21 protein-coding genes are annotated in these 24,589 nt (G+C 36.0%); 16 read left to right on the top strand and 5 right to left on the bottom strand.

Annotated elements, in window-relative coordinates; all coding sequences use genetic code 11:
- Positions 1–86 precede the first annotated feature (86 nt).
- The 3 genes from AC5WOE_RS08200 to AC5WOE_RS08190 all read left to right on the top strand — a co-directional run bounded on the left by AC5WOE_RS08200 (position 87) and on the right by AC5WOE_RS08190 (position 3,839).
- A complete protein-coding gene (locus AC5WOE_RS08200; protein WP_496052336.1) occupies positions 87–2,291 on the top strand; it encodes a ribonucleoside-diphosphate reductase subunit alpha in 2,205 nt (734 codons plus the stop codon).
- 16 nt (positions 2,292–2,307) lie between these two features.
- Entirely contained in the window at positions 2,308–3,342 is a 1,035-nt protein-coding gene (locus tag AC5WOE_RS08195) for a ribonucleotide-diphosphate reductase subunit beta (protein ID WP_496050513.1), read from the top strand.
- 122 nt (positions 3,343–3,464) lie between these two features.
- Positions 3,465–3,839 carry a group I truncated hemoglobin gene (locus tag AC5WOE_RS08190; protein WP_496050512.1) on the top strand — a complete coding sequence of 125 codons (375 nt, stop codon included), beginning with the start codon at positions 3,465–3,467 and terminating at the stop codon, positions 3,837–3,839.
- 42 nt (positions 3,840–3,881) lie between these two features.
- Here the strand turns inward: AC5WOE_RS08190 and AC5WOE_RS08185 are convergent, their stop codons facing one another.
- On the bottom strand, positions 3,882–4,055 hold the full coding sequence (locus AC5WOE_RS08185; protein ID WP_496050511.1) for a hypothetical protein: 174 nt from the start codon (positions 4,053–4,055) through the stop codon (positions 3,882–3,884).
- Between the two features lie 261 nt (positions 4,056–4,316).
- Between AC5WOE_RS08185 and AC5WOE_RS08180 the strand changes: the two genes are divergently transcribed.
- Entirely contained in the window at positions 4,317–4,508 is a 192-nt protein-coding gene (locus AC5WOE_RS08180) for a hypothetical protein (RefSeq protein WP_496050510.1), read from the top strand.
- Between the two features lie 373 nt (positions 4,509–4,881).
- Here AC5WOE_RS08180 and AC5WOE_RS08175 read toward each other — a convergent pair whose 3' ends face one another.
- A complete protein-coding gene (locus AC5WOE_RS08175) occupies positions 4,882–6,075 on the bottom strand; it encodes a Ger(x)C family spore germination protein (RefSeq protein WP_496052335.1) in 1,194 nt (397 codons plus the stop codon).
- Position 6,076: 1 nt separating this feature from the next.
- Complete coding sequence (locus AC5WOE_RS08170) at positions 6,077–7,591, bottom strand: spore germination protein (protein WP_496052334.1); 1,515 nt, start codon at positions 7,589–7,591, stop codon at positions 6,077–6,079.
- A gap of 654 nt (positions 7,592–8,245) precedes the next feature.
- Between AC5WOE_RS08170 and AC5WOE_RS08165 the strand changes: the two genes are divergently transcribed.
- The 7 genes from AC5WOE_RS08165 to AC5WOE_RS08135 all read left to right on the top strand — a co-directional run bounded on the left by AC5WOE_RS08165 (position 8,246) and on the right by AC5WOE_RS08135 (position 17,897).
- Positions 8,246–9,349, top strand: a complete 1,104-nt coding sequence (locus tag AC5WOE_RS08165; RefSeq protein WP_496052333.1) for a GerAB/ArcD/ProY family transporter — start codon at positions 8,246–8,248, stop codon at positions 9,347–9,349.
- A gap of 627 nt (positions 9,350–9,976) precedes the next feature.
- Entirely contained in the window at positions 9,977–11,182 is a 1,206-nt protein-coding gene (locus AC5WOE_RS08160) for an MFS transporter (protein WP_496052332.1), read from the top strand.
- 658 nt (positions 11,183–11,840) lie between these two features.
- On the top strand, positions 11,841–13,352 hold the full coding sequence (locus tag AC5WOE_RS08155; protein WP_496050734.1) for a spore germination protein: 1,512 nt from the start codon (positions 11,841–11,843) through the stop codon (positions 13,350–13,352).
- The gene (locus AC5WOE_RS08150) at positions 13,352–14,542 is read left to right on the top strand and encodes a Ger(x)C family spore germination protein (protein ID WP_496052331.1); all 1,191 of its coding nucleotides are present in this window, start codon (positions 13,352–13,354) and stop codon (positions 14,540–14,542) included. Before AC5WOE_RS08155 ends, AC5WOE_RS08150 begins: the two co-directional genes overlap by 1 nt.
- Before the next feature lie 199 nt (positions 14,543–14,741).
- Entirely contained in the window at positions 14,742–15,848 is a 1,107-nt protein-coding gene (locus AC5WOE_RS08145; protein ID WP_496052330.1) for a GerAB/ArcD/ProY family transporter, read from the top strand.
- A gap of 18 nt (positions 15,849–15,866) precedes the next feature.
- Complete coding sequence (locus AC5WOE_RS08140) at positions 15,867–16,985, top strand: GerAB/ArcD/ProY family transporter (RefSeq protein WP_496052329.1); 1,119 nt, start codon at positions 15,867–15,869, stop codon at positions 16,983–16,985.
- 3 nt (positions 16,986–16,988) lie between these two features.
- Complete coding sequence (locus AC5WOE_RS08135) at positions 16,989–17,897, top strand: ATP-dependent DNA ligase (protein ID WP_496052328.1); 909 nt, start codon at positions 16,989–16,991, stop codon at positions 17,895–17,897.
- 26 nt (positions 17,898–17,923) lie between these two features.
- On the opposite strand, the gene AC5WOE_RS08130 is transcribed toward AC5WOE_RS08135, so the two are convergent.
- Positions 17,924–18,118 carry a hypothetical protein gene (locus AC5WOE_RS08130; protein WP_496050501.1) on the bottom strand — a complete coding sequence of 65 codons (195 nt, stop codon included), beginning with the start codon at positions 18,116–18,118 and terminating at the stop codon, positions 17,924–17,926.
- An 86-nt stretch (positions 18,119–18,204) separates the two neighbouring features.
- Here AC5WOE_RS08130 and ligD point away from each other — a divergent pair, with 86 nt between their 5' ends.
- From ligD to AC5WOE_RS08105, 5 genes are all read left to right on the top strand, one after another.
- Positions 18,205–19,086: a non-homologous end-joining DNA ligase gene (ligD, locus tag AC5WOE_RS08125; protein WP_496050500.1), complete on the top strand. Its 882-nt coding sequence runs from the start codon at positions 18,205–18,207 to the stop codon at positions 19,084–19,086.
- Positions 19,087–19,171: 85 nt separating this feature from the next.
- Entirely contained in the window at positions 19,172–20,671 is a 1,500-nt protein-coding gene (locus AC5WOE_RS08120; protein ID WP_496052327.1) for a DUF6056 family protein, read from the top strand.
- A gap of 10 nt (positions 20,672–20,681) precedes the next feature.
- Complete coding sequence (locus AC5WOE_RS08115) at positions 20,682–21,974, top strand: amidohydrolase (RefSeq protein WP_496050498.1); 1,293 nt, start codon at positions 20,682–20,684, stop codon at positions 21,972–21,974.
- A gap of 338 nt (positions 21,975–22,312) precedes the next feature.
- On the top strand, positions 22,313–22,864 hold the full coding sequence (locus tag AC5WOE_RS08110; protein ID WP_496052494.1) for a recombinase family protein: 552 nt from the start codon (positions 22,313–22,315) through the stop codon (positions 22,862–22,864).
- 57 nt (positions 22,865–22,921) lie between these two features.
- The gene (locus AC5WOE_RS08105) at positions 22,922–23,569 is read left to right on the top strand and encodes a DUF4158 domain-containing protein (RefSeq protein ID WP_496052326.1); all 648 of its coding nucleotides are present in this window, start codon (positions 22,922–22,924) and stop codon (positions 23,567–23,569) included.
- Here AC5WOE_RS08105 and AC5WOE_RS08100 read toward each other — a convergent pair.
- Positions 23,529–24,308, bottom strand: coding sequence for a tyrosine-type recombinase/integrase (locus AC5WOE_RS08100; RefSeq protein WP_496052325.1), 780 nt, complete (start codon positions 24,306–24,308; stop codon positions 23,529–23,531). The two genes, AC5WOE_RS08105 and AC5WOE_RS08100, sit on opposite strands and share 41 nt — an antisense overlap.
- Positions 24,309–24,589 lie beyond the last annotated feature (281 nt).

Below are 24,589 nucleotides of genomic sequence, written 5' to 3'. Positions count from 1 at the left end.
TTTTCTCGTTCAATTTTCGTCTTTCCACAAGATATGGTATGAGTTATACTCTAATAGCAACTATATATAGATCGGACGTGAACGAGATGATTGAGGCTAGAGACCAAGTTACATATGAAGAGCAAGTTCGGGCAGCATGTGCAGATTTTCCTCATTTGTCGATGGAGGAGTTAATCGAGGAAGCGAGACTCCAATTATTGAATAAAAAATCAAATGATGAGATGCTTGCTGTTTTGACACAAGTAGCAGTGGAAAAAACAAGTGTAGATGAACCAGATTGGCAGTTTGTAGCAGCTCGTCTTTTTCATTATCAATTGTACAAACAGGCTGCAGCAAACCGAAATTATATGGAAACAAGCTCTTATGGCGATTTTTATTCTTTGTTACATACCTTAACAAATAGTGGGTTATATGGCACTTATTTATTGGATACTTATACAAAAGCAGAGATCGAAGAATTAGGGCGCTCGATTTCCCCAGAGAAAGATAAATTATTTAACTATATTGGTATTAAGGTGTTAGCTGATCGGTACTTGGTTCGGACATTTGGCAGTCAAGTAATGGAGTTACCACAAGAGAGATTTATGGTCATTGCCATGCATTTGGCTTTGAAAGAAGCAGATCGGGTGCGCTGGGCAAAAGCATTTTATGAAGTTCTTTCCAATTTAGAGCTAACAGTAGCAACTCCAACATTAGCTAATGCTGGAAAGCCTCTACATCAACTATCTTCTTGTTTTATTGATACAGTGGACGATTCTCTATGGTCCATCTACCAAACAAACTCATCTACTGCCCAAGTATCCAAGTACGGTGGTGGAGTTGGAATTTATCTCGGTAAAGTGCGTTCCAAAGGTTCTAAAATTCGTGGACACAAAGGTGCATCAGGTGGAGTGGTGCCATGGATTCGAAACTACAACAATACTGCGGTAGCAGTAGATCAATTAGGTGTTCGACGTGGTGCATTTGCCATTTATTTAGATGTTTGGCATGCGGATATTTTTGATTTTCTAAATTTAAAAACGAACAATGGAGATGACCGTTTAAAAGCACATGATATCTTTCCAGGTGTCTGTATTCCAGATTTATTTATGGAAAAGGTGAGGGCAAGAGAGAATTGGTACTTATTAGACCCACATGAAGTTCGGGAAGTAATGGGCTTTTCCATAGAAGATTATTTCGGGAAAGAGTGGGAAGATCGTTATTTGGCATGTGTGGAGCATCCAGGGATTGAAAAGATTGAAATTCCTGCAATTGATATCATGAAGCGTGTGATGGTTAGTGCCTTTGAAACAGGAACCCCTTTTCTCTTTTTCCGTGATACGGTTAATAAAGCAAATCCAAATAAGCATCAAGGTATGATCTATTCATCTAATTTATGTACAGAAATTTGCCAAAACATGGCACCTACTGAATTAGTAAGTGAAGAGTTAGAAGATGGAGTAATTATTACAAAGCAGAAACCTGGAGATTTTGTAGTATGTAATCTTTCCTCCATAAACTTGGGTAAGGTTCGTACATATGAAGATATTGCCCGAGTAGTTCCTGTTCAAATGAGGATGTTGGATAATGTCATTGATTTGAATATGTATCCTGTTAAACAAGCAGAACGTACTAATAAAAAATATCGGGCTGTTGGACTTGGAACAAGTGGATACCATCAATATCTTGCTCAACATCAGATCGTATGGGAATCGGAAGAACATCTAGAAGAAGCGGACAAATTATTTGAAGAGCTGGCATATCAAGCCATTCGTTCTTCTATGGAGATAGCAAAAGAAAAAGGAAGTTATCCTGTATTCGAGGGTAGTGAGTGGGAAACAGGAGAGTACTTTGAACGTCGTAACTATACAAGTAAACGTTGGCAAGAATTAGAAAATGAAATTAAAGAAAATGGCATGCGAAATGCTTGGGTTTTTGCAGTGGCACCTACTGGCTCCACTTCACTTATCGCAGGTTCGACCGCTGGGATTGATCCGGTATATGCTAAGTATTTTGTAGAAGAAAAACGTGGTGCTTCTATTCCCCAGACAGCACCGAATCTATCTCCAAGCACCACTTGGTATTACAAAGAAGCACATAAAATCAATCAGTGGTACAGCATACAAGCAGCTGGAAAGAGACAAAAGCATATTGACCAATCTCAATCATTTAACCTATATATCACTCCAGAAACTAATGCAAAAGAATTTTTAGAGTTGTATATCACTGCATGGGAAGCAGGATTAAAAACAGTCTACTATGTTCGAAACCAATCTGTTGAAATTGAAGAATGTGTAAGTTGTTCGTCATAAGAGAGGGAGCATAAAAATGGAAAAACTAAATCGAAAAAAAATATTTAATGAATCAGGCCAACGTGGCACACAGCGCTTGATCAATGGTAATACAACGAATCTTAGGGAATGGAATCGCATCAAATATGATTGGGCACATAAGTTATATCGTACCATGCTAAACAACTTTTGGATTCCAGAAGAAATCCCTTTAGCAAGTGATGCTAAAGAATTTCAACAATTAACAGGAGCAGAAAGACACGCTTTTGATAAGACGATTTCATTTCTTAATTTTTTGGATTCCATTCAAGGAGAAAACTTGCCGAACATCAATGAGTATGTAACTGCACCAGAAGTTTCGTCTTTATTGAATATTCAAGCTTTTCAAGAGGAGATACATGCCCAATCATACAGTTATATTTTGGATAGTGTCTGTTCTCCTGAAACCCGTGAAAATATTTACGATGAGTGGCGCAATGATGAACACTTATTAGAACGTAACCGATTTATTGCCGATTTGTACGAGCAATTCGTTCACCAGAAAGATGATAAACAATTTATTCGTACCTGTATGGCTAACTTCCTTTTAGAGTCTTTGTATTTTTATAGTGGATTTTCCTTCTTCTATGCACTAGCACGTCAGGGTAGAATGACTGCAACTGCAACAATCATCAAATATATCCAAAGGGATGAGCTAACCCATGTTGTTCTTTTTCAAAACATGATTAAAGAGTTGCAAAATGAAAATCCAGATTTATTTGATGACAACTTTAAAGAAGAACTAAGGGAAATGACTCGAACAGCAGTGGAACACGAGATTAAATGGGGTCAATATATTACAGCAAATCAAATAGCTGGTTTAAACAATGAGACAATTGAGAAATATATTAAATTCCTGTCTAACGAAAGATTAGGTCGGTTAGGTCTTCCAATCTTATATCCAGAAATCACTGCACATCCGATGCGCTGGGTAGAGAGTTTCTCTAACTTAAATGCAACCAAAACAGATTTCTTTGAACAAAAAGTGACCAATTATACAAAAGCGAGTTCTTTAGATTTTAATGATCTGTAAGAGCTAAAAAAGAAACGGATACCGCTTTATCCGTTTCTTTTTTTGTAGGTCAGTAGTATAATTGTATTGTTTTCATAAATATTTATTTCTAACTGTATTTCAAGTCTCTGGAGGGAAGTTTATTGCAACCCTTAAGCAATTTTGCATCTACTCTATATGATAAGTATGGGGTTCAAACGATAACTGCGATAGTGAATGATTGTTACAATCGAATATTGAGTGACTCGGAACTCGCGTCTTATTTTGTAGGCGTAGATATGAATGTTCTACGGAAACACCAAGTATTGTTTATGTCTTACATACTAGGTTCAAAAAGATCATATAATGGTGCGAATTTAAAATCTGCCCATACTAACTTAGGTGTAACCGAAGATCATTTTAATCGATTTATTCAGCATTTAGATGATTCTTGCAGATATTTTAACCTTGATCTTGAGGATCGTGCAGCTTTTGTTGCTCGTATGCGAACTCTGAAATATTTTATTGTACATCAATAAAAAATGCAATTCTCCTTTTCGGAGAATTGCATTTTTTTACTGTCAAAACGTATATGCATAATAAAACCAAACAGCTGCAACCGCAATAGCAAGTTGATACAGGAATTCAATCCAATCAGAAAATGTTTTTAACCCATTTTGAACATCAAGAACAGCATGATAAACAGCATGAATAAAGATGACAATTAGAGAAAGTTGTAATAAGAGCAATGGCATTGTCATTCACCTCCTAAGGCAATTTATTCAATTTACAGATGAATTATGAGTAATGGGAAACAAAATACTCCCATTATAAAATATGAAATATTCTACAAAAGTGATCGGGCATAAGAAAAAGAGAAATCATATAAAGAATAAGAAAGATAAAATTCGTTTTAAAATGTGTTTGATGGAACAAAAAAGGTTGCTCATTATGATAAAATGGCTATTAAGGTTTTGAGGATTATGAGATTTCACAGGGAAGGACAGGTGTTATCAATGGCTGATAGAATGGACGATAAAAAGTTCTTTGACTTATTAGACTATGAAGGTAAAGATGAAGAACAAATGATACGAAAACTAGAAAAGTTGCTCAATAGTGATCGGCCGGAACTAAATCCATATCGGCCTGAATTTGAACAGAGACTAGCAGAACTCAAAGAAAAAAAGAAAGCCCAAAAGAGTGAATAAAGGATTTTAGTTGAATGCAAAGTGAGGGAAATAAATCCCTTGCTTTTTTATGTATCAAAAGCAAAAAATTCAAATGTTAATAAGGGGTAATACCAGCGAACGTGTCATTACCCGCAAAGTAGATTCCATTTATTTTAATTTTTAGAAATATGTGTTCTTTTGTTTTTTTTCCTTTTGTAGGAGGATGATGATCTGTTTTCTTCGTTCCATTATTCATTCATTTGAAGAAAGGTTTTTTGCATCTGCCTATTCCAAACTGAGTATACCGAGTATCAATTGCATGAATCATTTGATTCATTTATGGACAGTAACAACTGAAGACGGGGATCAGATCCAAGCCCACACCTGTGTATTCGGTGAGGGCTATGGACGCTTACTCTTCGTTAGAAGTAAGTGGAGCAGACATTGCCCCGATCCGTTGCAGATGTATTTTTATATCTATAGCAAAATCTACGTGATTTTGGTAAATATTTTTCCATCTAGACTCTAGTTCTTCCCATTTTTTTGGATTGTATATTTCCAAGCGATTTCCTAATTGGAGTACATCGGCCTGAAGTCTTTGACTTTTCTTTAAAGCTTTAAATAGCTCATTCGATAATTTTTTTTTGATTTGGTTTTCTATTCTTGAGAAATCTGGTTCTTTTAAATCCTGCAAATCAATATCTCCTGATACAATTTCAGCCTCGGCAGCCAAGTTGAAGTGGTAATGAATTCGATTTTTTTTCAAAATTGGACGAACTGAACTTTTAAATTTTCTTAATCCAATATTAATAAACTTGTTCTCTCCCCCTACCGAAACCACTAAAACGGGTGCCGTAATTTTCTCTCTAAGCCTATTGCTAACCCATGCAAGCAGTTTCACCTGTGTTTCATTGATTGTTCCCACCATTTTGTTAGAAGAAAACAGGGCGCCCCCTTGTATTCCTGTCCATTTACTTAACTGTTTTTCTTCACTTACTAAAGGTGTTTTACTCAAAGAGAGATAAGTAGTAGTGGCCCCTTGGTTTTGAATAGTACCGATTAGAAAATCTCTTATCGTCGATGTGAAAGTCATATTCAGTCTCGCTACATTACTAAGTACTTCTGAAGGGGTGTTTTCATACACAGGGGCCATACTGATCACATCCTTAGCTTTTCCTGAGGCCACAAAAATAGGAGTTTTGATAAAAAAGGAAGGGTCTCGGGCAACCCAATCAAACAAAGGAGATACACCATTGTTTTCTGCATATTTTTTTCCAATCACAATAACTTTCGTATGACCCCAAGTAAGGGATCTGCTAAGGTCTATTTGAATTTTATCGATTGCTTCTGGGATAGTTTTAGCCGATTTAGTAACAGATGAATAGGATTTTCCCTGATTGCTTGTTGATTGAATTGTGGAAGCTAGTCTATTCGGTAGAAGCGAACTTATGGTGATTTCCACTTGGTTAGGTGATTCTGATTGATCGACAAAAATTCCTGTGACGAATGTACGATTATTGAGTTCTTGACCCCATCCACAACCTGACAAAAAAAATGCAAAAAAAACTAAAACTATTACAATAGTCATTATTTTTCTTACTTTCATTTTATGGTCGCTGCCTCTGTTTATTATCTGTATAAAATTGATTTCCTTGTCTCATTTTCTTCCATGAAGATCGTATCACTGCATCTTTCATCCCTTGCCAATCAAAGGGACCAAAAGGTTTCATATAGGGAATCTCAAAAGAGCTAAGGTTAACTAAATGACCTAAGAGTAGAAGTATACCAAGTACGATTCCAAATAACCCCAAGAATCCGCCTAAAAGTAAAATGGGAAAACGGAGCAAGCGAAAGACTAAGCCTAATTCATAATGAGGAATAATGTAAGATGCAACCCCCGTGATGGAAATAATGATTACGACTGAAGAAGAAACGATTCCGGATTGCACAGCGGTTTGGCCAATTACGATTGCTCCAAGAATTGATATTGTTTGACCAATTGGTTTCGGGACACGACTGCCAGCTTCACGTAAACCCTCAAAAGTAATTTCCATGATCAATGTTTCCAATAATGTAGGGAATGGAATCGCTTCTCTCGCAGATGCAATTGTAATAAGCAGATCTGGAGGTATCATCTCAGGGTGAAATGTAACAATGGCTACATAAACAGAAGGCATCAAAAACGAAACAATGACAAACAGGAAACGTACCCATCTAACCCATGTGGCTATAATATAGTGTTGATGATAATCCTCAGCAGCTTGCAGTAAAGAGGCAAAAGTAACTGGAGCAATCATCGAAATGGGAACACCATCTACAAGCATAGAAATTCTTCCTTCCAGCAATGCAGCTACAATGGTGTCAGGACGTTCGGAATATTGAATCTCTGGGAAAGGAGAATGAGAAGTGTTTTTTAAAAACTCGGCTAAGTAAGCTACTCCTAATACACCTTGAATTTGAATCTGATTTAATTTATTTTCTACTTGTTCTAAGAGATCCTGTTGACATAATCCTTCTATGTAGAGAATACAAATGGATGTTTTGGTAAATTCGCCTATAATATGATTTTTCACTTTAAAATTAGGATGCTTCAGTCGAGACCGAAGCAATGATAGATTGGAATCTAAATCTTCGATCAAGGCGTCCTGTGGCCCTTCTACTACCAACTCAGTTTTTGACTCAGTAATAGCCCTTTTTTTATAATCTTTTATTGGAAAGAGAAAAACAAAATCGCGTTTTTCAAAGAATAGGGCTACATTACCTTCTAAAATAGCAGCGATTACTTTATCTGGATCATCCATAATTTCTAACTGAAGAGGAAAAATAGATCCATTACTAATTTGGGTAATTAGTGAGTACATGTCTTGATTGGTCTGTATTTGATTCACAAGAGGCGTCAAGATAGACTCTTTCAAGACTTTCCCATCAATAATCGTATCAAAATAAACAAGTGTACAATGTAATTCATCTGGTATTTGAATTTTATGGTAATTAATGTCAGAACAAAAGTTTAATTTTATGCGTATATACTCAAGTAAAGGGGTATTTGGAGGATGATCATTTGGTTTTTCTGATCCATCATTCATAATGGATGGATGATTGTTTTTAAATGACCATTTCAAAATAACACAGCTCCTTACAATATTATTTAATGGGTAGCTTATGGATATAGAGGTCACAATATACGTAAGCACCAAACTCTCCCCACCTCTGAAAATCAAACCACCATGAGAAAATCTTTCTAGCAGCAAAACGAAGGGAGTTTTTTCAATATTACGGTAGAAATAGCACATTTGATATTCAAAAGATTAAAAATCCTACTATTCCAGATTAAGAATACCAGCATGGGGAGAAACTAGGATTCAGTAATGTAAGAGAATACGTACTGTTTCGGGATCATTGTACCTGTCAACACTGCGATGGTAAAAAGGATACTATTGATAGAACAATAGGGCTCATATGATTGTGAAGCAATTATTTAAGCGACTTTCATGCCAAACATCACCAGAACCCCAGTAGGAAAGGATTTCTATCTATTTTCATCATCTGTGGTACATAAGTACGGTATGAAAAAAAGAAATATACACCAACCAGAATGGATTTCTTGATTGTATCCTACCTTTTTTCCAACTTTGGATTTCTCATTTGTCTTCAAACGGAGAGAGTGCTTTTTGAACAGATCTAATAGATTAATGTGGGGAAGTTTCTTTTGTTAAGTAAGGTGTATACCTTTTTGGGGAAAAATAAATATTATTAGCAAAATATACGGAGATCCCATGAAAATAAAATTCTCTTCAGGACAATTAGGTAGACTATTTTTTACGTATATCCATTCTTCTACATTATTTATCCTGCCGGACTTGTTTCGAATGGCTGGATATGAAGGTTGGATTTCTATCTTTTTTGCATTTATTGGAAGTATTTTTTTATCCTATGTTGTATTTTGTTTGGCGAAACTACATCCTAATCAAGAGTGGATCGATTACGGGAAGAATCTACTCGGTAGGCAGTTACATGGATTTTTTATTTTGATGGTAGTTCTATATTGTCTTACATTTAGCGCAGTCCTAATGCAACAGGGCATTGACTTTTTTACTTCAATCTATTTCCCGACTATCCCCAACTACATTTTCGAGATCGCATTGATGGTTTGTGTAGCAATTATTGTATCTCCTGGGTTAAAATCAGTCATTTACGTACTCGATATTCTTTTCCTTATTATTGGTGTAACTAATATTGTTAGTATCGTGTTCATTTTGAAAATACCTGAACTTGACTATTCAATGCTTAGAATGGTCCTCCATTTTGATTGGAATAAGATCGACCACTCTTCCTTATTTTTGTTGAGTTGGACAGGAGACGTGATTCTGTTTTTATTTTTGGCACCGGAGTTTAAAACCAAAAAATCGCCGATCATAGCTTTAATGATAGCCGTTTCCTCAGGTTTTTTTGTTATTGCTATGATATGGTTGTTTACTTTTCTATCGTTTGGAATTCATTTGGGGAAACGTCTACAATTTTCATTTATAGAATGGCTTCGCCTTCTTACTACAGGAGATTTTTTGAGAAATATCGATCAATTTCCCATGACGGTTTTGTTATTTACCATATTCATTAAATTATGCCTATTACTTTATATTGCCACAAAACTCTTGGCAAATGCTTTTCACATACAAGAAAGAGGAAGCAAATATCTTCTATTTATCTTGGCTATATTCAGTAGCATTTTTGCCATTATTTTTTCGAATAAAGCTATGTTTTTTCATGCTTTTGTTATCTCTGTTTATTTTCAAGGATTTTTATTATTTATCAAACTGATTCCTTTGATTTACTTAATTGGGTTCTGGTGCAAGAAATCTAAGAAAACAAAACAATCATGACCGTAACCGGTCACAGACTATGTTCGCTGGTATTACCCCAATAAGTCTATTTCATAGCGTATTCTTTATTTTTACAATAAATTGTATAAGGTCTTCTGTAAAATGAAATTTCTGAATATAATAGAAGATGGAGAGCAAATCGCTTTCCATGCGAGGAAAGGCGCAACCTTGTACACTCCACTACCTCTGTCACAGGGGGCCGGTATACCGGTTCTACTCAGTGCAGGTTCTCCGACTCCAATAGGAGTTGTCTTGCAGAACCCAGGGATCACTACGCTCGCCGAATTCGGCAGGTGCTCTGGCTGTAACAACAGTGCCAGGGTGTGTAGCGTTAGAGGATGTGGAAAGTGTCTCATGTGTCACCCTACGGATCACACAATGAAGTGATCATGGTAAGGTGACTCCCGCCCCTTGGACTGAAGTTCAAGGGGCGGATCGGAAAACCAAAGAGTCCTATCAGGGCTCTTTTTTTGTGGTATCAAGACAATGAATTTGTTGTTTGCTTTTTTCTTTGGGAAAATTGTTTCCAATAAAAAGACGTGATGAAGTAATAATAAACTACAAAAATGTATGTTATAATTAATTTAGCAAACCGAAATATTTGTATACAGAAAGGGTTTTTGTCATATGGAAGCAGCAGAAAAAACAGTGGTAGTGGTGGAAGAGCCACCACATTCACTCAAATCTATTTTTAAGCAACCAAAACCAGCATGGGCAGTAGCTTTTGCTTGTATGGTTGCTTTTATGGGTCTAGGTTTGGTGGATCCCATTTTACCAGCAATTGGGAAGCAGCTTCATGCTACTCCAAGTCAAGTATCCTTATTATTTACTAGCTACATGCTAGTTACTGGTGTGATGATGCTTATTACTGGTTGGCTGTCCAGTCGTATTGGGCCAAAGGCTACTCTACTTGTGGGGCTTTTTGTAATTGTTTTATTTTCTCTACTTGGTGGTCTGTCGGAGACGGTTGGACAAATTGTCGGTTACCGTGCTGGATGGGGGTTTGGTAATGCTTTGTTTATCTCTACTGCATTAGCAGTAATTGTCAGTGTGGCAGCTGGTGGGACTGAAAGTGCCATTATTTTATATGAGGCAGCACTCGGTTTAGGTATGTCAGTAGGACCATTACTAGGAGGACTTTTAGGAGGTATTAGTTGGAGAGGTCCATTTATAGGTGTATCAGCTTTGATGGTTATCGGTTTTGTGGCAGTGTTTATTTTATTGGACAAAGTACCAAAGCCTACAAAGAAAAGCTCTATTCTCGATCCTATCCGTGCATTGGGACATGGAGGATTATTATCGATCGGACTTACAGCGTTGTTTTATAATTTTGGTTTCTTTACTCTACTCGCTTTCTCACCTTTCGTTCTTGGTCTAGATGCACACGGAATTGGGTTTGTCTTTTTCTTTTGGGGTGTTTTCTTAGCGATATCGTCTGTAGTGATTGCTCCAAAACTTCAAGAACGTTTTGGTACGAAAAAAGTTATGTACATGGTCTTATTGCTATTTTCGATACTTCTTTTAGTCATGGGGTTATCAATAAAATATGTTCCAGTACTTATTATATGTATTGTTCTGTCAGGTGGATTACTCGGAATAAACAATACGCTGATCACAACGGCTGTGATGGAAGTCTCTCCTGTTGAAAGATCTGTCGCTTCTTCTGCATATAGTTTTGTTCGATTTGTTGGAGGGGCAATAGCACCTTGGTTAGCGGGAAAATTATCCGAATGGTTTAATCCGCATATTCCATTTTATTTTGGAGCATTTGCTGTATTGGTTGGATTATTAGTACTTTACTCTGGACGAAAATATATGATGGAATTAAATTAGATGCAAAGCCTGTTTCCTTACAAGGAGCAGGCTTTTTTTGTTTTCATGAATATATTCGATAATCATTCGATGCATGAAATTTCTTCATCTGGAGCAAAATTTATGTAACTTCTTATGAAAATATAGAACATGAGGGATCGGTATGAAATCAAATGGAGACAAGAACAAGAAAAGAGAGAAAAAACGTTTAAAATCACCCTATAAACCACATAAAACGTCACAAGATATAACCATTAATGATAAAAGTAATAATGAAAACCTATATAAGAGAACCAAGGCACTTTTTAAAGGGAAGAAAATGCAAGATAAAACGGAAAATCCATCAAATTCCGAAGAAGATGCACGAAGTTATTCAAATGATAAATTTAATGAGCAGATAGACAAAGATAACAAACAAAGTGAAATAAGTCCAGAGCATGAGCAAGGACAAAGTAACAGCGAAGATATAACTGATGAGCAATTGACCAAAGATAGTGGATTGAAAAATGACACTGAGAAGCAAGAAAATCTAGAAAGTAGTACCAAAGACACATCCGATGATCAATCAATCAAAGAAAAAGATCCAAATGAAGAGAATACAAACCAAGAGGGTTCAGAAACAAGTGATAAATCTCAGAAAGAGGAAGAAGGACAGGAAGAAAAAAAAAAATCAAAGCCTATATCCGCTTCGTTACGTACTAATATTCGGTATATAAAGGAAGAAACGGGGGGAAGTCAGGATATTGTTGTTAGAGAGATTCATTTTGGAGAAAAACAAAAATTAAGCGCTTGTTTCTTTTTTACTCAAGGTTTGACTGATTCCAACGCTTTCAACCAGTTCGTTTTAGAACCTCTGATGATATATCTAAAAGAAAATGATTGGAAGAACTTTGATGTTTCTCCTGAATCATGGTTTCCGTTTATACAAAGGTCGCTAATGCCTGTTGGTGGGATAGTACAAGTCGAAAACTTTGATGAATTGTTTACTTCCATGCTTTCTGGAGAGATTATTTTCCTTTTGGAAGGAAGCAAAATAGGGTACCGATTATGCTTTAAATCCTGGAAAGACCGAGGAGTACCAGAAGTTGAAGGTGTTGTTCGTGGGCCTAGGGAAAGTTTTAGTGAAACAATGCGAACAAATACTGCTTTAGTCAGAAGGAAAATCAATAGTCCGCGTTTGCGAGTAGAAGGGAAGACCATTGGGGGTATTACAAAAACAGAGATAAGCATTATGTTTATCGATGGACTAGTCGATGATAAGGTTTTAGACGAAGTACATAAGCGTCTTGATCGAATTGAGATTGATGGGATTTTAGAAAGTGGATACATAGAAGAATTGATCCAAGACGAAGCATATTCTCCATTTCCGACAATTCATAACACAGAAAAACCAGACGTCGTAGCTGCTGCTTTATTAGAAGGTAGAGTAGCAATCATTGTGGATGGTACTCCAATTGTTTTAGTTGTGCCAGCGTTGTTTAACCAGTTTTTTCAAGCTGCAGAAGATTATTATGAACGATCACTTATTTCTAGTTTGATTCGGATTCTTCGTTTTATTTGTTTATTTATCTCCTTACTGGCACCAGCAGTTTATATTGCAGTAACTACTTTCCATCAAGAGATGTTACCAACCCCACTGCTTGTAAACTTAATGGTGCAAAGGGAAGCAGTTCCTTTCCCAGCTTTTGTAGAGGCATTTATGATGGAGCTCATGTTTGAGATTCTCAGGGAAGCAGGAGTTCGATTACCAAAAGCTGTTGGTCAAACCGTCTCATTTGTTGGTGCGATAGTCGTTGGTCAAGCAGCAGTAGAAGCAGGGATTGTATCCGCAGGAATGGTTATTGTGGTAGCGATTACTGCGATTTCTAGTTTTGTTATTCCAGCCTATAACATGTCAATCGCATTACGCATATTGCGTTTTATTCTTATGATGATTGCGGCTGGATTTGGTTTGTATGGTGTGATGCTTGGAATTATTGTGATTGTACTTCATTTATGCAGCATTCGTTCTTTTGGTATTCCATATATGACACCTTATGGACCATATATTTCCTCTGAATTTAAAGATAGTGTCGTACGGCTGCCTCATTGGATGATGGATAAGCGTCCAACCAGCTTGGTTTCCGAAGATGTGATACGTGGAAATAACTCACCGCCTACGAAACAGAAAGCAAAAGGGAAGAGTAAATGATGAGAATAAAAAATCTCCTTCTAATACTAATTCTCATAGTGTCTGTGATGGTAACTGGATGTTGGAGTCGTAAGGAACTAAATGACATAGCTCTAGTAATCGGTTTAGGTGTAGATAAAGTTGGAGAAGACTATATTTTATCTACCCAAGTAGTAGATCCAGGTGAAATTGCTTCAAAAGGAGGCAGCGGAAGGGTTCCTGTAGTCACCTACAAGACAAGAGCACGTACTTTAATAGGTGCAGTCCGAAAGCTGACAAGCTCTACACCTCGAAAATTATACTTATCCCATCTACGTATGTTTGTAATTGGGGAATCTGTCGTAAAAGATGGAACAGCTCCTGTACTCGATTTTATAACAAGGGATCATGAATTAAGAAATGATTTTTTTATCATCATGACAAGAAATAGCAAAGCACAAGATGTACTAACGATGGTCACACCTCTTGAGAAAGTACCATCGACTTATATGTATACAATGCTTCAACATGCAGAAAAATATTGGACCGCATACACGACGCAAAAAATTGATCAATTGGATAATGATATTGCAAGTGATGGAAAAGAAGCTGTTATCTCAGCAATCGAAGTAAAAGGAAGTTTAAAAGAAGGGGAACAGAAGAAAAATGTAGAGAACATAGCATTAAAAAATTATTTGCAATATACCAGTTTAGGAGTACTTCGCAAGGATAAGTTGGTTGGTTTTTTGGAGGAAACAGAAGCTTCTGGCTACAAATATGTCATCAATAAAGTGAAAAGTACTGTGATTGATATGCCTTGCAGCAAATATCACAAAGATGTTACCGAAATTATTCATTCTAAAACGACAATACGAACACGAGTAAAGAATCATAAACCATCAGCCATAGTACAAGTTCATACAGAAGCAAATGTTGCAGAGCTCCAATGTCAAGCGGATTTATTGAAACGAAATGTGATTGATATTCTGGAAACGAAAACAGAAAAAGAAATTAAACATCAGATAGTCAAAGCTTTGCAAAAGGCCCAAAAAGTATACCATGCTGATATTTTTGGTTTTGGGAACAATATTCATCAATCTAATCCAAAAGAGTGGAAAAAACTAAAGAAAGATTGGGGCAAAACGTTCTCTACCATGCCTGTAAAGATAGAGGTAAAAGTGGAGATACGTAACTTTGGTAAGGTAAATAAAACTACACCTAGTTTAGAATAGGGGTGATGAGCATTGTGGCAATCTGTATTTGTTTCTCTTGTGGCTATAATAGTGGCTTTGTTTGAGGTACCACGATTGAAGAAATTAGGATATATCAAAGAAATATGGTTCTTCTCTTTTTTTCTCCTCCTAGCAACAGCTGCAAATGTGATGAAATTTCTTTATTTTTAAATGCTAGGTAGTAAATGGAGGATAGAATATGATAGGAAAAGAAAAAATTGAGCATCGACAATTCGCCATACTTGTTTTTCTGTTTACGATTGGACCTTCTATCATCATTTCTCCAAGTCTGCTCGCAGCTTCTGTGAAGCAAGATGGTTGGATTTCTGGTCTTTTCGGATTTGCGGTTGCTTTGTTTATTGTATGGGCTTTTGGAGCTGTAGGCAAATATTTTATGGATCAAACTTTAATCCAAGCAATAAATTTTTCTTTTGGCAAATATTTAGGTTTTGTGATAGGACTCTTTTTCACTAGCTTTGGGATAGTATTGTCAAGTCTGGTTCTTTCCAACATAGGTAATTTTGTCAATTCTCGATTGCTTGTAGGTACTCCACTAGATGCAGTGGAATATATTTTTATTGTTGTAATTGTGTTTGGTGTGCGTTTAGGAATTGAAACAATAGCACGATCAACGGAAGCTTTGATTCCCATTTTTAGCATATTGTTTTTTCTTCTTATCATCGCTGTATTGCCTCAAATTTCGATTGATAATATAAGACCAATTTTCGAACATAGTTTCTATGATATTTTTCAAGCGAGCTATGGATTTATTTCACTTCCATTTGGCGAATTAGTTCTTTTTCTTATGCTTACTCCATTCATTGTGAAACGACAAAAAATTGTAAGAGGATATGTATTAGGTGCTTTCATGGCAGGGATAGTCCTCATATTAGTAATCATTTTATCCATTCTAAGTTTAGGTGGAGAAGGAACAGCTATTAACACCTATCCAGCATTTACTATCGCTAAGAATATCGAAATTGGGGGAGTTATTCAGCGAATAGAAGTCATAGTGGCAGGAATATGGATGTTTTCAATTTTTGCGAAATTATCGATAGGTGTTTATACGACTTCCCTTAGTATAAAACAATTATTTCGTCTTCGTGATATAAACTGCTTGTTCATCCCGATTGCACTTAGTCTTGTCCCACTATCGCAATGGTTTAGCCCGAATGCAGCCGATTTTCAAATCCACACGGAACGCTGGATGATGTATTTTACTTATTCTATTATGGCAATTCCTTTTCTTACATTGGGAGTTTTTTTTGTTAGAAAAAAATGGAGTGAAAAAAATAAAAAAACCTAAATAGAAAGGAGGAAGTATATGCTTAACCAGCAGCAAATAGGGATAAGGCAGTTTTTTATTTTGGTACTTCTTTTTACCATCGGTACCTCTATTATTGTTGGCCCGCGATTAGCAACACTTATTGCATATCAAGATGGTTGGATTTCAGCGATTTTAGGATTACTAATGGGTACAGTACTTATCTGGATATATACTACTTTAGGAAAACACTTTTTGGAAAAAACATTAGTAGAAATGATGCAATTGGTTTTGGGGAAGTGGATTGGTTCCATCATTTCTTTATGTTTTGTTGTTTTTTTGGTTATTTTATCTTCTTTGGTTTTAATGAATATTGGTCATTTCATTAGTAGCACAATATTGATTTATACTCCAATTGTTCCGATTGAGTATATGTTTGTAGCTTTAGTAGTATTTGGGAATATTTTAGGAATAGAGGTATTAGCAAGAGCAGCTGAAGCTCTATTACCTTTATTTTTAATTTTATTTGGGTTGTTTACTATTGGTTTGTTACCACAAATAGAAATAAATAATATAAAACCAATACTAGAATTTGGAATGTATCCTGTATGGGAATCGAGTATACAATATATGATCGTTGTATTTGGTGAGTTATTTGTTTTTTTTATGATTATACCTTATATCAAAAAGAGCAAAGAACAACATAAAAAAATAAAGCGTTACTTTATGTCAGGTGCAATATTGGGCGGGATAATCATCTTGATTACTGTGCTGTTTTCTATTCTGATTCTTGGACCTAGAGCAGCTATATGGACAACGTATCCAGCCTATACATTGGCAAAGAAAATTGATTTTGCTGCTGTGTTTCAACGAGTAGAAGTCATTATGGCTGGAATATGGTTTATCTCCATTTTCTTCAAATTGTCGATTCTGATGCATGTGACAACAACCAGTGTAAAACAAATATTTCATCTAAAAGATAGATCTATTGTTTCTATTCCTTTTGGAATGTTATTAATACCTGTATCTTTATGGTTTACTCCAAATGTAGCAACTTACCTTACTACAGTCACACATCTGATAGGACTTTTAATCTTAATTTTTATGATTCTGCCTATACTTATCATAGGGATAGGGTGGATACGTTTACGATTTTTAAAGAAGAGTGGAAGGAATTAAGGAATGACAGTATTTATAAAACCCATGGAACCAATTTTGTCTAAAGAACTCTTGTTAGAATCAGATTATCTTTATCAAATAAAATGGGACGGCATACGAATCTTAACAAAAATAGAAAACGGGAAAGTAAATTTACATACGAGACATGGCAATATCCGTACTGCAATATATCCTGAAATAGCATCTATACTTGCAAACAAGTTTGCCAATCAAACAATTTATTTAGACGGAGAAATGATAGCCCTCCAAAATGGAAAACCTAACTTTTTTCTCGTAGCAAAAAGAGATCGAATGAAAACAGAAAGTAAGATTGAACGATCTATTTCAAAAATACCAGTCAACTATGTGATATTTGATGTTCTGCAATATGATCATTGGCTAGTAGACAAGCCTCTACATCAACGTCTCTCCATTTTGCAAAATATACTAGATGCATCCGAGCAAATACAAATATGTCCTACAACAGATGATGGGAATGCCTTATTTAAGTTTACAAAAGAGTTTGGATTAGAAGGTATCGTAATAAAAGAAAGGGAAGGAAAGTATCACATAGGAGAAAAACATAGCACGTGGAAAAAAGTAAAACATTTTCAATACATAAATGCATTTATCTTAGGAGTAACTTTAAAATCAGGAAGTGTGTATTCCCTGCTATTAGGAATAAAAGAAGAAGGGAATTGGAAATATATAGGAAGAGTGTCTTCTGGATTGAGTGCAGAAGAAAAACGAATATTAACCATGTACAGTAGTTCTTTAGCTATCCCTAATCCTATAACAGCTATTCCCCCTTTTCGGGAAGAAGAAATCCGCTGGTTTCCACCAAATATGCAGGTTAAAATTCGTTTTTTAGAATGGACACCGGATTTGACATTGAGAAATCCAGTAATTGAAAGTTTTCAGTTGGCTAAATAAATAGCACCCCTATAGGTGCTATTTATTTAAAAGAAACGACGACGATGTGGGAAAAAGATAAAGGGTACAGGATCATAAGCAACAGGACGATAATAACCTGGTACATATTGAGATGGATAGATGTCTTGATGTTCTTGAAATTCATCGATTGTTACGTCTGTGTCTACTTCATTTTCGATTTCGTCCCATAAAGCATCATAGTCGATTGTTTTGTTGAACATAAGAAACTCCTCCTTGGTTTGGGTATATACAGCAGTGTATGTGATAAATATCTATTTTGCTCATGGAAAGCAGGTAATTAGGCGATATGTATGTTCGAATACAGGATGAAGAAGTAAAAATCTCTAATCCAGATAAAGAACTTTTTCCAGGCATAACAAAATGGAATTATGTCCAATATCTTGGTATCTTAAGTCCCTACTTATTAAAATACTGTTATAATCGCTTATTGACAACCATCCGTTTTCCAGATGGAGTTTTCGGAGAATCCTTTTATCAAAAAAATGTCCCCGCATCTAAGCCGGATTTTGTAGCAACTTCGAAAGCAGAAAACACGCAGTATATAATGTTACAAAATGTACCAACATTAATATGGTTAGCTAATCTTGCTTGTTTAGAGTTTCATACCTCTTTTCACCTATATAGTGATATAAATGTACCAACTGAATTGGTTTTTGACCTTGATCCAACAGGATCACCTTTTGAACAAGTAAAAGAAGTTGCATTACATACAAGATCATTGATGAAAGAAATGGGTTTAGATGGGGTAGTGAAAACTTCAGGAGCGAGTGGTTTACAAATTTATATACCTTTAGAGCCGATTCATACATTTGAAGAGACTCGCAAAGTTAGTTCGTTCATGGCTCGTTACTTATCAGAGAAATATCCAAATTTAATTACTATCGAACGACGAGTAAAAGACAGAGGAACAAAAGTATATTTCGATTACTTACAGCATTGGAGAGGAAAAACACTAATTGCCCCTTATTCACCAAGATCTAGAAAAGAAGCTACCGTATCTACACCACTTGAATGGAACGAATTAGAGACAGATATTTTACCAACTGATTTTACTCTGATGAATATTGCCGAACGTTTGCAGAATAAAGGAGATTTATTTTCTTCTATCTATAATGGATCAAAATACAATCTTTCCCCAATGTTACATTTAATGAAAGATCATCTTTAAAAAAATTTGTTAGATTTTGATTACTTTTTACTTATATGTGATAAGTTTATTCTCAAAGCTCAGTTTTATTGATAGGAGAGTGTAAATGAAAATAAACTGCCAGCGGATTCTTCCTCATGTTCCATTCTTTTTCCTTTTTATATGCATGTTCATGATTAGCCGCTTTATATACATGTATGGTGACGATTACCGATATGCTACTTACTTTAGTTTGTTTCCTCATTTTAGAGGTAGTACTTTTTCATTTACACAAGTCATTGAAAACCAGATGTATGACTATACCCATGTAAATGGTCGTTTTTTTATTAATATTTCTACCATCTATATGCTTGTTCATGGTATTGAACTTTGGAGATGGGTAAATCCATTTCTCCTTACACTTTTAGCATATGTTATTTTTTATGCTGTTTTTGTTCGCTTTCCTAGAAATGGAGATGAAATGGTTGCGTGGACCTTGGTGTCCTTGTTTTTTTTGGTCCATATTTATATCGCAAGACAAACTTTATTTTATGCTGTAGGATCATTTAATTATGTTTATCCTATGTTGGGATTGATGCTATTAGCTACTTTTTTCCGTCGCATTGATAACCACAAGCCTATTAAACATAAGGCTATTATCACTTTATTTTTATGCCTTGCTTTTCTTTTAGGTTGGTCACAAGAGCAAGTGTCCTTATTGACTTTAGGTTTCATAATTTTTTGGATTTGCAAAGAGTATATAATAAACAGAAAAATAAAATTATTATATGCAGCGTTTTTTTTCACCAGTTTAATTGGTTTTTTTGGATTATACTTATCTCCAGGCGTACAAGCACGTGGTGAATCAAAAGCAATTGCTACTTACAATCAGTTATCTGCTATTGTAAAATTAAAACAAACCTTTCCAGCTATGATCAATTCTTTTATTCATCAACAAGCAATTTTTACTGTTCTTGTCATAATCTTATTTGCCATAATCGGGTACCAAATTTCGAAAAAATGGTATTGGTTACTAGCAGCTCCTATCATATTACTCCCGTTTTTAATGTCCATACCGTTTTTTGGACAAGCTAATCCATTTGATCATTGGTTTTTGCATAAAGGTTATTTGAGCTTATATGGTATCATACTAATTTGTACACTAGTTGCGATGTCTATTTATGTAACTGTCCGATTGCGAAATTATGTGTATTTGATATTTCCATCAGGGTTTATTTTAATTAACATAGCTACTATATTTACCCCAAGTCTAACAGGTGGGAGAGTTGCTTTTCCTGCAATCCCTCTTGCAATGGGAAGTATTATTTTACTTTTTCAAGCGATACATAGTTTGGGAATCAAAAAACAACTGATGATACTACTTCTTTTTTTTGCCATGCTCAATTATCATAACTTATACTATGAATATCGTCATAATGCTAATACCCAAGAAAAAAGACTTTCTATTATAAAACAACACCAAAACATGAGAACAGGGGAGCTAGTATTACCAAAATTGAAGAATCGATCTGCTGCAGGTTATGAACTAAACGACCAAGAATATGTAATGCGAGGTTTCAAAAATTATTATCGGATAAACGAGAATGTCACCATTCTTTTGAAATAATGGAGGTAACATGAAAACAGCTTATATGAATGCAATAATATTGACAATGGAACCTAATTTTTCTCCTTTTTTAGGAACACTTGTTATTGAAAATGATACGATTTTAGGGGTATTTGAAGGGAAATCATTTCCAATGGCTGTTGATCATACAGTGGATATGGGTAATAAAGTTATACTCCCTGGATTCATAAATACTCATGGCCATACTGCAATGAGTTTACTACGCGGTTATGCGGATGACTTACCACTACAAGAATGGCTAGAAGAAAAAATGTGGCCCTTGGAAGCAAAATACAAACGGGAACAAGTCACTGCTGGTACTGCATTGTCTATTGCGGAAATGATTCGTTCTGGCACCACTTGCTTTTTAGACATGTATGATCATATGGATGCAGTGGCAGAATTGGTAGAGCAAACAGGAATTCGGGCATCGCTTTGTCGAGGTTGTATTGGTTTTGGTGATGATGCCTTACGAAAAAACAAATTAATGGAAGCGACAAACTTTGCAAAAAATTGGAATGGAGCAGCAGGGGGACGCATTAGTACCATGATGTCTCCTCATGCTCCCTACACATGTACACCAGACTATATCGCTCAATTTATTGAAAAGGCACTAGAGATCGGGGTACCTATCCATACACATATGTCTGAAACAGCAAGGGAAGTAGCCCAAAATGTTGAAGATTACGGAAAAAGGCCAGTGGAGCATTTGGATTCTCTCGGGTTTTTCGATCTTCCTTCTTTGGTTGCTCATGCAGTCCATCTAACTGAAGAAGAAATTGATCTACTTGTCTCCAAAAATGTTAAGGTTTCTCATAATCCAGGAAGCAATTTAAAATTAGGAAGTGGTATCGCACCTATTACCAAGATGTTAGATGCGGGTATACGACCTTCTCTTGGAACGGATAGTTCAGCTAGTAACAACAATTTAGATTTATTGGAAGAAATCCAATTGGCAGCTCTTATCCATAAAGGTGTCAACCAAAATCCACTTGCTGTTCCGGCAGGAACGGCTCTACTCATGGGAACAGCATATGGAGCTGAAGCGTTATTTTTAGAAAACATAACCGGAACCTTAAGTAAAGGAAAAAAAGCAGATTTTATCACGATAGATATAACGGGTACCCATATGCAGCCTGCTCATGACATCGTATCACATATTGTGTATGCTTCTTCTCGCAGTGATATTGTAGATGTGTTTGTAGACGGTAAAGCACTGATGAGAAATAAAGAGTTGACCACAATTGATGAAGAAAAAGTAAGTGCAGAAGCTAATCAATCTTTCTTTGATCTTACCATTTAAACTATCTACAAATATTACGGTTTCCTACTCCTTTATTTATAGAAAAACTCCCCATATCTTGATCTGAACCCCGTTTTTGGGACAAAGAAAAAACACCTATCCTACCTGTTTCCTATACTCAAAGGGAGACAGGTAGTTTAATTTTTCCTGAATTCGTTCCTGGTTATAATTGTGTTGCACGAATCCTACTCAAACCTTCAAACCCGCAAAATGATTGTCACAAAAATATATAACAATATTATTTTGTCACTATACTTCCTAAACTCCCTTTTTGGTACAATTGGAACATCGTTTCCATGATCAGGAGGGATTTTTTGAGTTCAGTCAAGTTTGGTTATATGCGAGTTTCCACCATGGATCAACATTTGGATCGGCAAGAGAAACAATTAAGAGAAGTAGGCTGTGAACGTATTTTTTTCGAGAAGGTGACGGGCACAAAGCGGAATCGACCTGAACTAGAGCGACTTTTAGAGTTCCTTCGTTCTGAAGATACCGTCATCGTTACAGATCTCACCCGTCTCTCCCGTTCGACGAAAGATTTGTTGGAGATTGCGGAACTGATCGCAAAGAAAGGAGCGAATCTCAAAAGTTTAAAGGAGTCTTGGTTAGATACCACCTCTGCTCATGGAAAAATGCTCTTTACCCTTTTTGCTGGAATGGCCCAATTTGAACGAGATTTGATCGCAGAGAGAACCAAAGAAGGAATTATTGCTGCTGGACAAAGAGGAAAAAATCCGGGTAGACCTCCTGTCGATCCAGAAAAAATTAAATACGCATTATATCTGGTTGATCAAGGATCTACGATCACAGAAGCCGCTGAAAAAGCTGGGATTTCAAGAATGACGCTATACCGTAGAGCCAAAGATGAACAAGAGGTTATTAAAGAGTAACTTTGATAGCAGATGAAAATGTAAGATAGGCCGTAATTTCTTCTGAGAGGATACATCATGAAAAGACAATGGGAATTAGATGAACTGATTGAGCATTTTACTTTAATCGAGCCTGAGAAACAGTTGGTAGAAAACAAATATTCCAATTCAAGACTTGGTTTTGCTGTTCTGATGAAGTTTTTTCAGCATGAAGCCAGATTTCCAGCTAAATCTAGCGACATTCCAAAAGCTGTGATTGATTTTATCGCCAAGCAACTGAAGATTCCTTCCGAGATGATTCATCACTATTCTTGGAGTTCCAGAACGTTGACGAATCATCGGACAGAGATTCGGAAATTATATGAATTTCGTGAAGGGACACTTCAAGATGAGAAAGAGGTTACAAATTGGTTGCAGGAGAAAGTATGGGACTATGCTGGGGAGTTTGAACCATTGAAAGAAGCTTTCTATGCTGAATATAGACGCAGAAAAATAGAACCTCCTACCAATGACAGGATTGAGCGAATGGTCAAATCTGCCCTTTGGAATCAAGAGCAGCAATTTTACCAAGATACCTATCAAAAGCTTTCTCCCACTTCCATTTCATGTAGGCCCAGTGACAGGGTTCCTGCTCTAGTCCGTCAGATAGTTTACATAATATGTAAAACGAAGAACCAGCCCTTCTTTAGAGATGGTTTAACTTATCTAGCATCGCTTTCCGACTAGGATTGGTATAAAGCAAAGTGGTATGTATGTTACTATGTCCAGCGATGGATGCCACTTCATGGACATTTAATCCTTTTTCTAATGCATTTGAACAAAAGAAATGTCGTAGATCATGTGGAGAAATAGCCGTCTCCATATCAGATAACTTGCTATACTTGCTAAAAGACTTGAAAACAGTGATTCTGGAGAGTCGTTGGCTACGGTTACTAAGGAATACATATGGACTAACTTCTGCCAGTCGATACTTGGATCTCTCTTGTTTTAGGTATTCTCGCAGTAATCGAACCACCTTGTCCGATAGAAAAACGGTTCTAGATTTCTTTCCCTTCCCATCTCTCACTAGCAACTCTTGTGATTCCAAATGAAGATCATGGATCATCAATGAAAGAGACTCGCTGATCCGCAGATCAGTATAAGCCAGTAAATTCACCAGAGCATAATCACGTTTGTTTTTCGATTCTAACACCATCTGAATAAATCGTTGTACATCAGCTTCACTATGCACTGCTGGCGATGCATACCCATGGTGAACCTTCTTCCAATCCTCTTTCTGGATCACAAAGTAATTTTGTTTCCCTGTTTGAATCAGATATTCATTCCAAGAACGCAAACCAGCCAGATGAGAGTTAAACGTACTCGGAGCAATTTCTCTTTGCTGAAGGAAAACTTTATAATCTGCTACATTCTCCATAAACAACTGCTGTGGAACCCTCTGAAATCGATCTTGAAACCACCACATGTATGCTTTCGCAGAAGATAGATAGGAGGAAATCGTGTTAGGAGATTTTCTATTTGAGATCAAACATTGTTCAAAAGAGAGAAGAAGATCTTCTTCTGATAAATTATGTTTCCTTATTGATAAATATCGTAGCTGAAATGGTAAAAAAAGTAAACATAAATGATGTTATGTTTCAAAGAGGTACATTTTGATGCAGAAAATGTTAATTTGTGTAAACTATAAAATTAAATAGATTTTAGTGTTAATATAAATCCAACTACATGTTCTTACTTGATGAGGGG

It is taken from the genome of Shimazuella sp. NTD248 (assembly GCF_059510395.1).
This window is presented reverse-complemented; position numbering and strand designations above follow the sequence as displayed.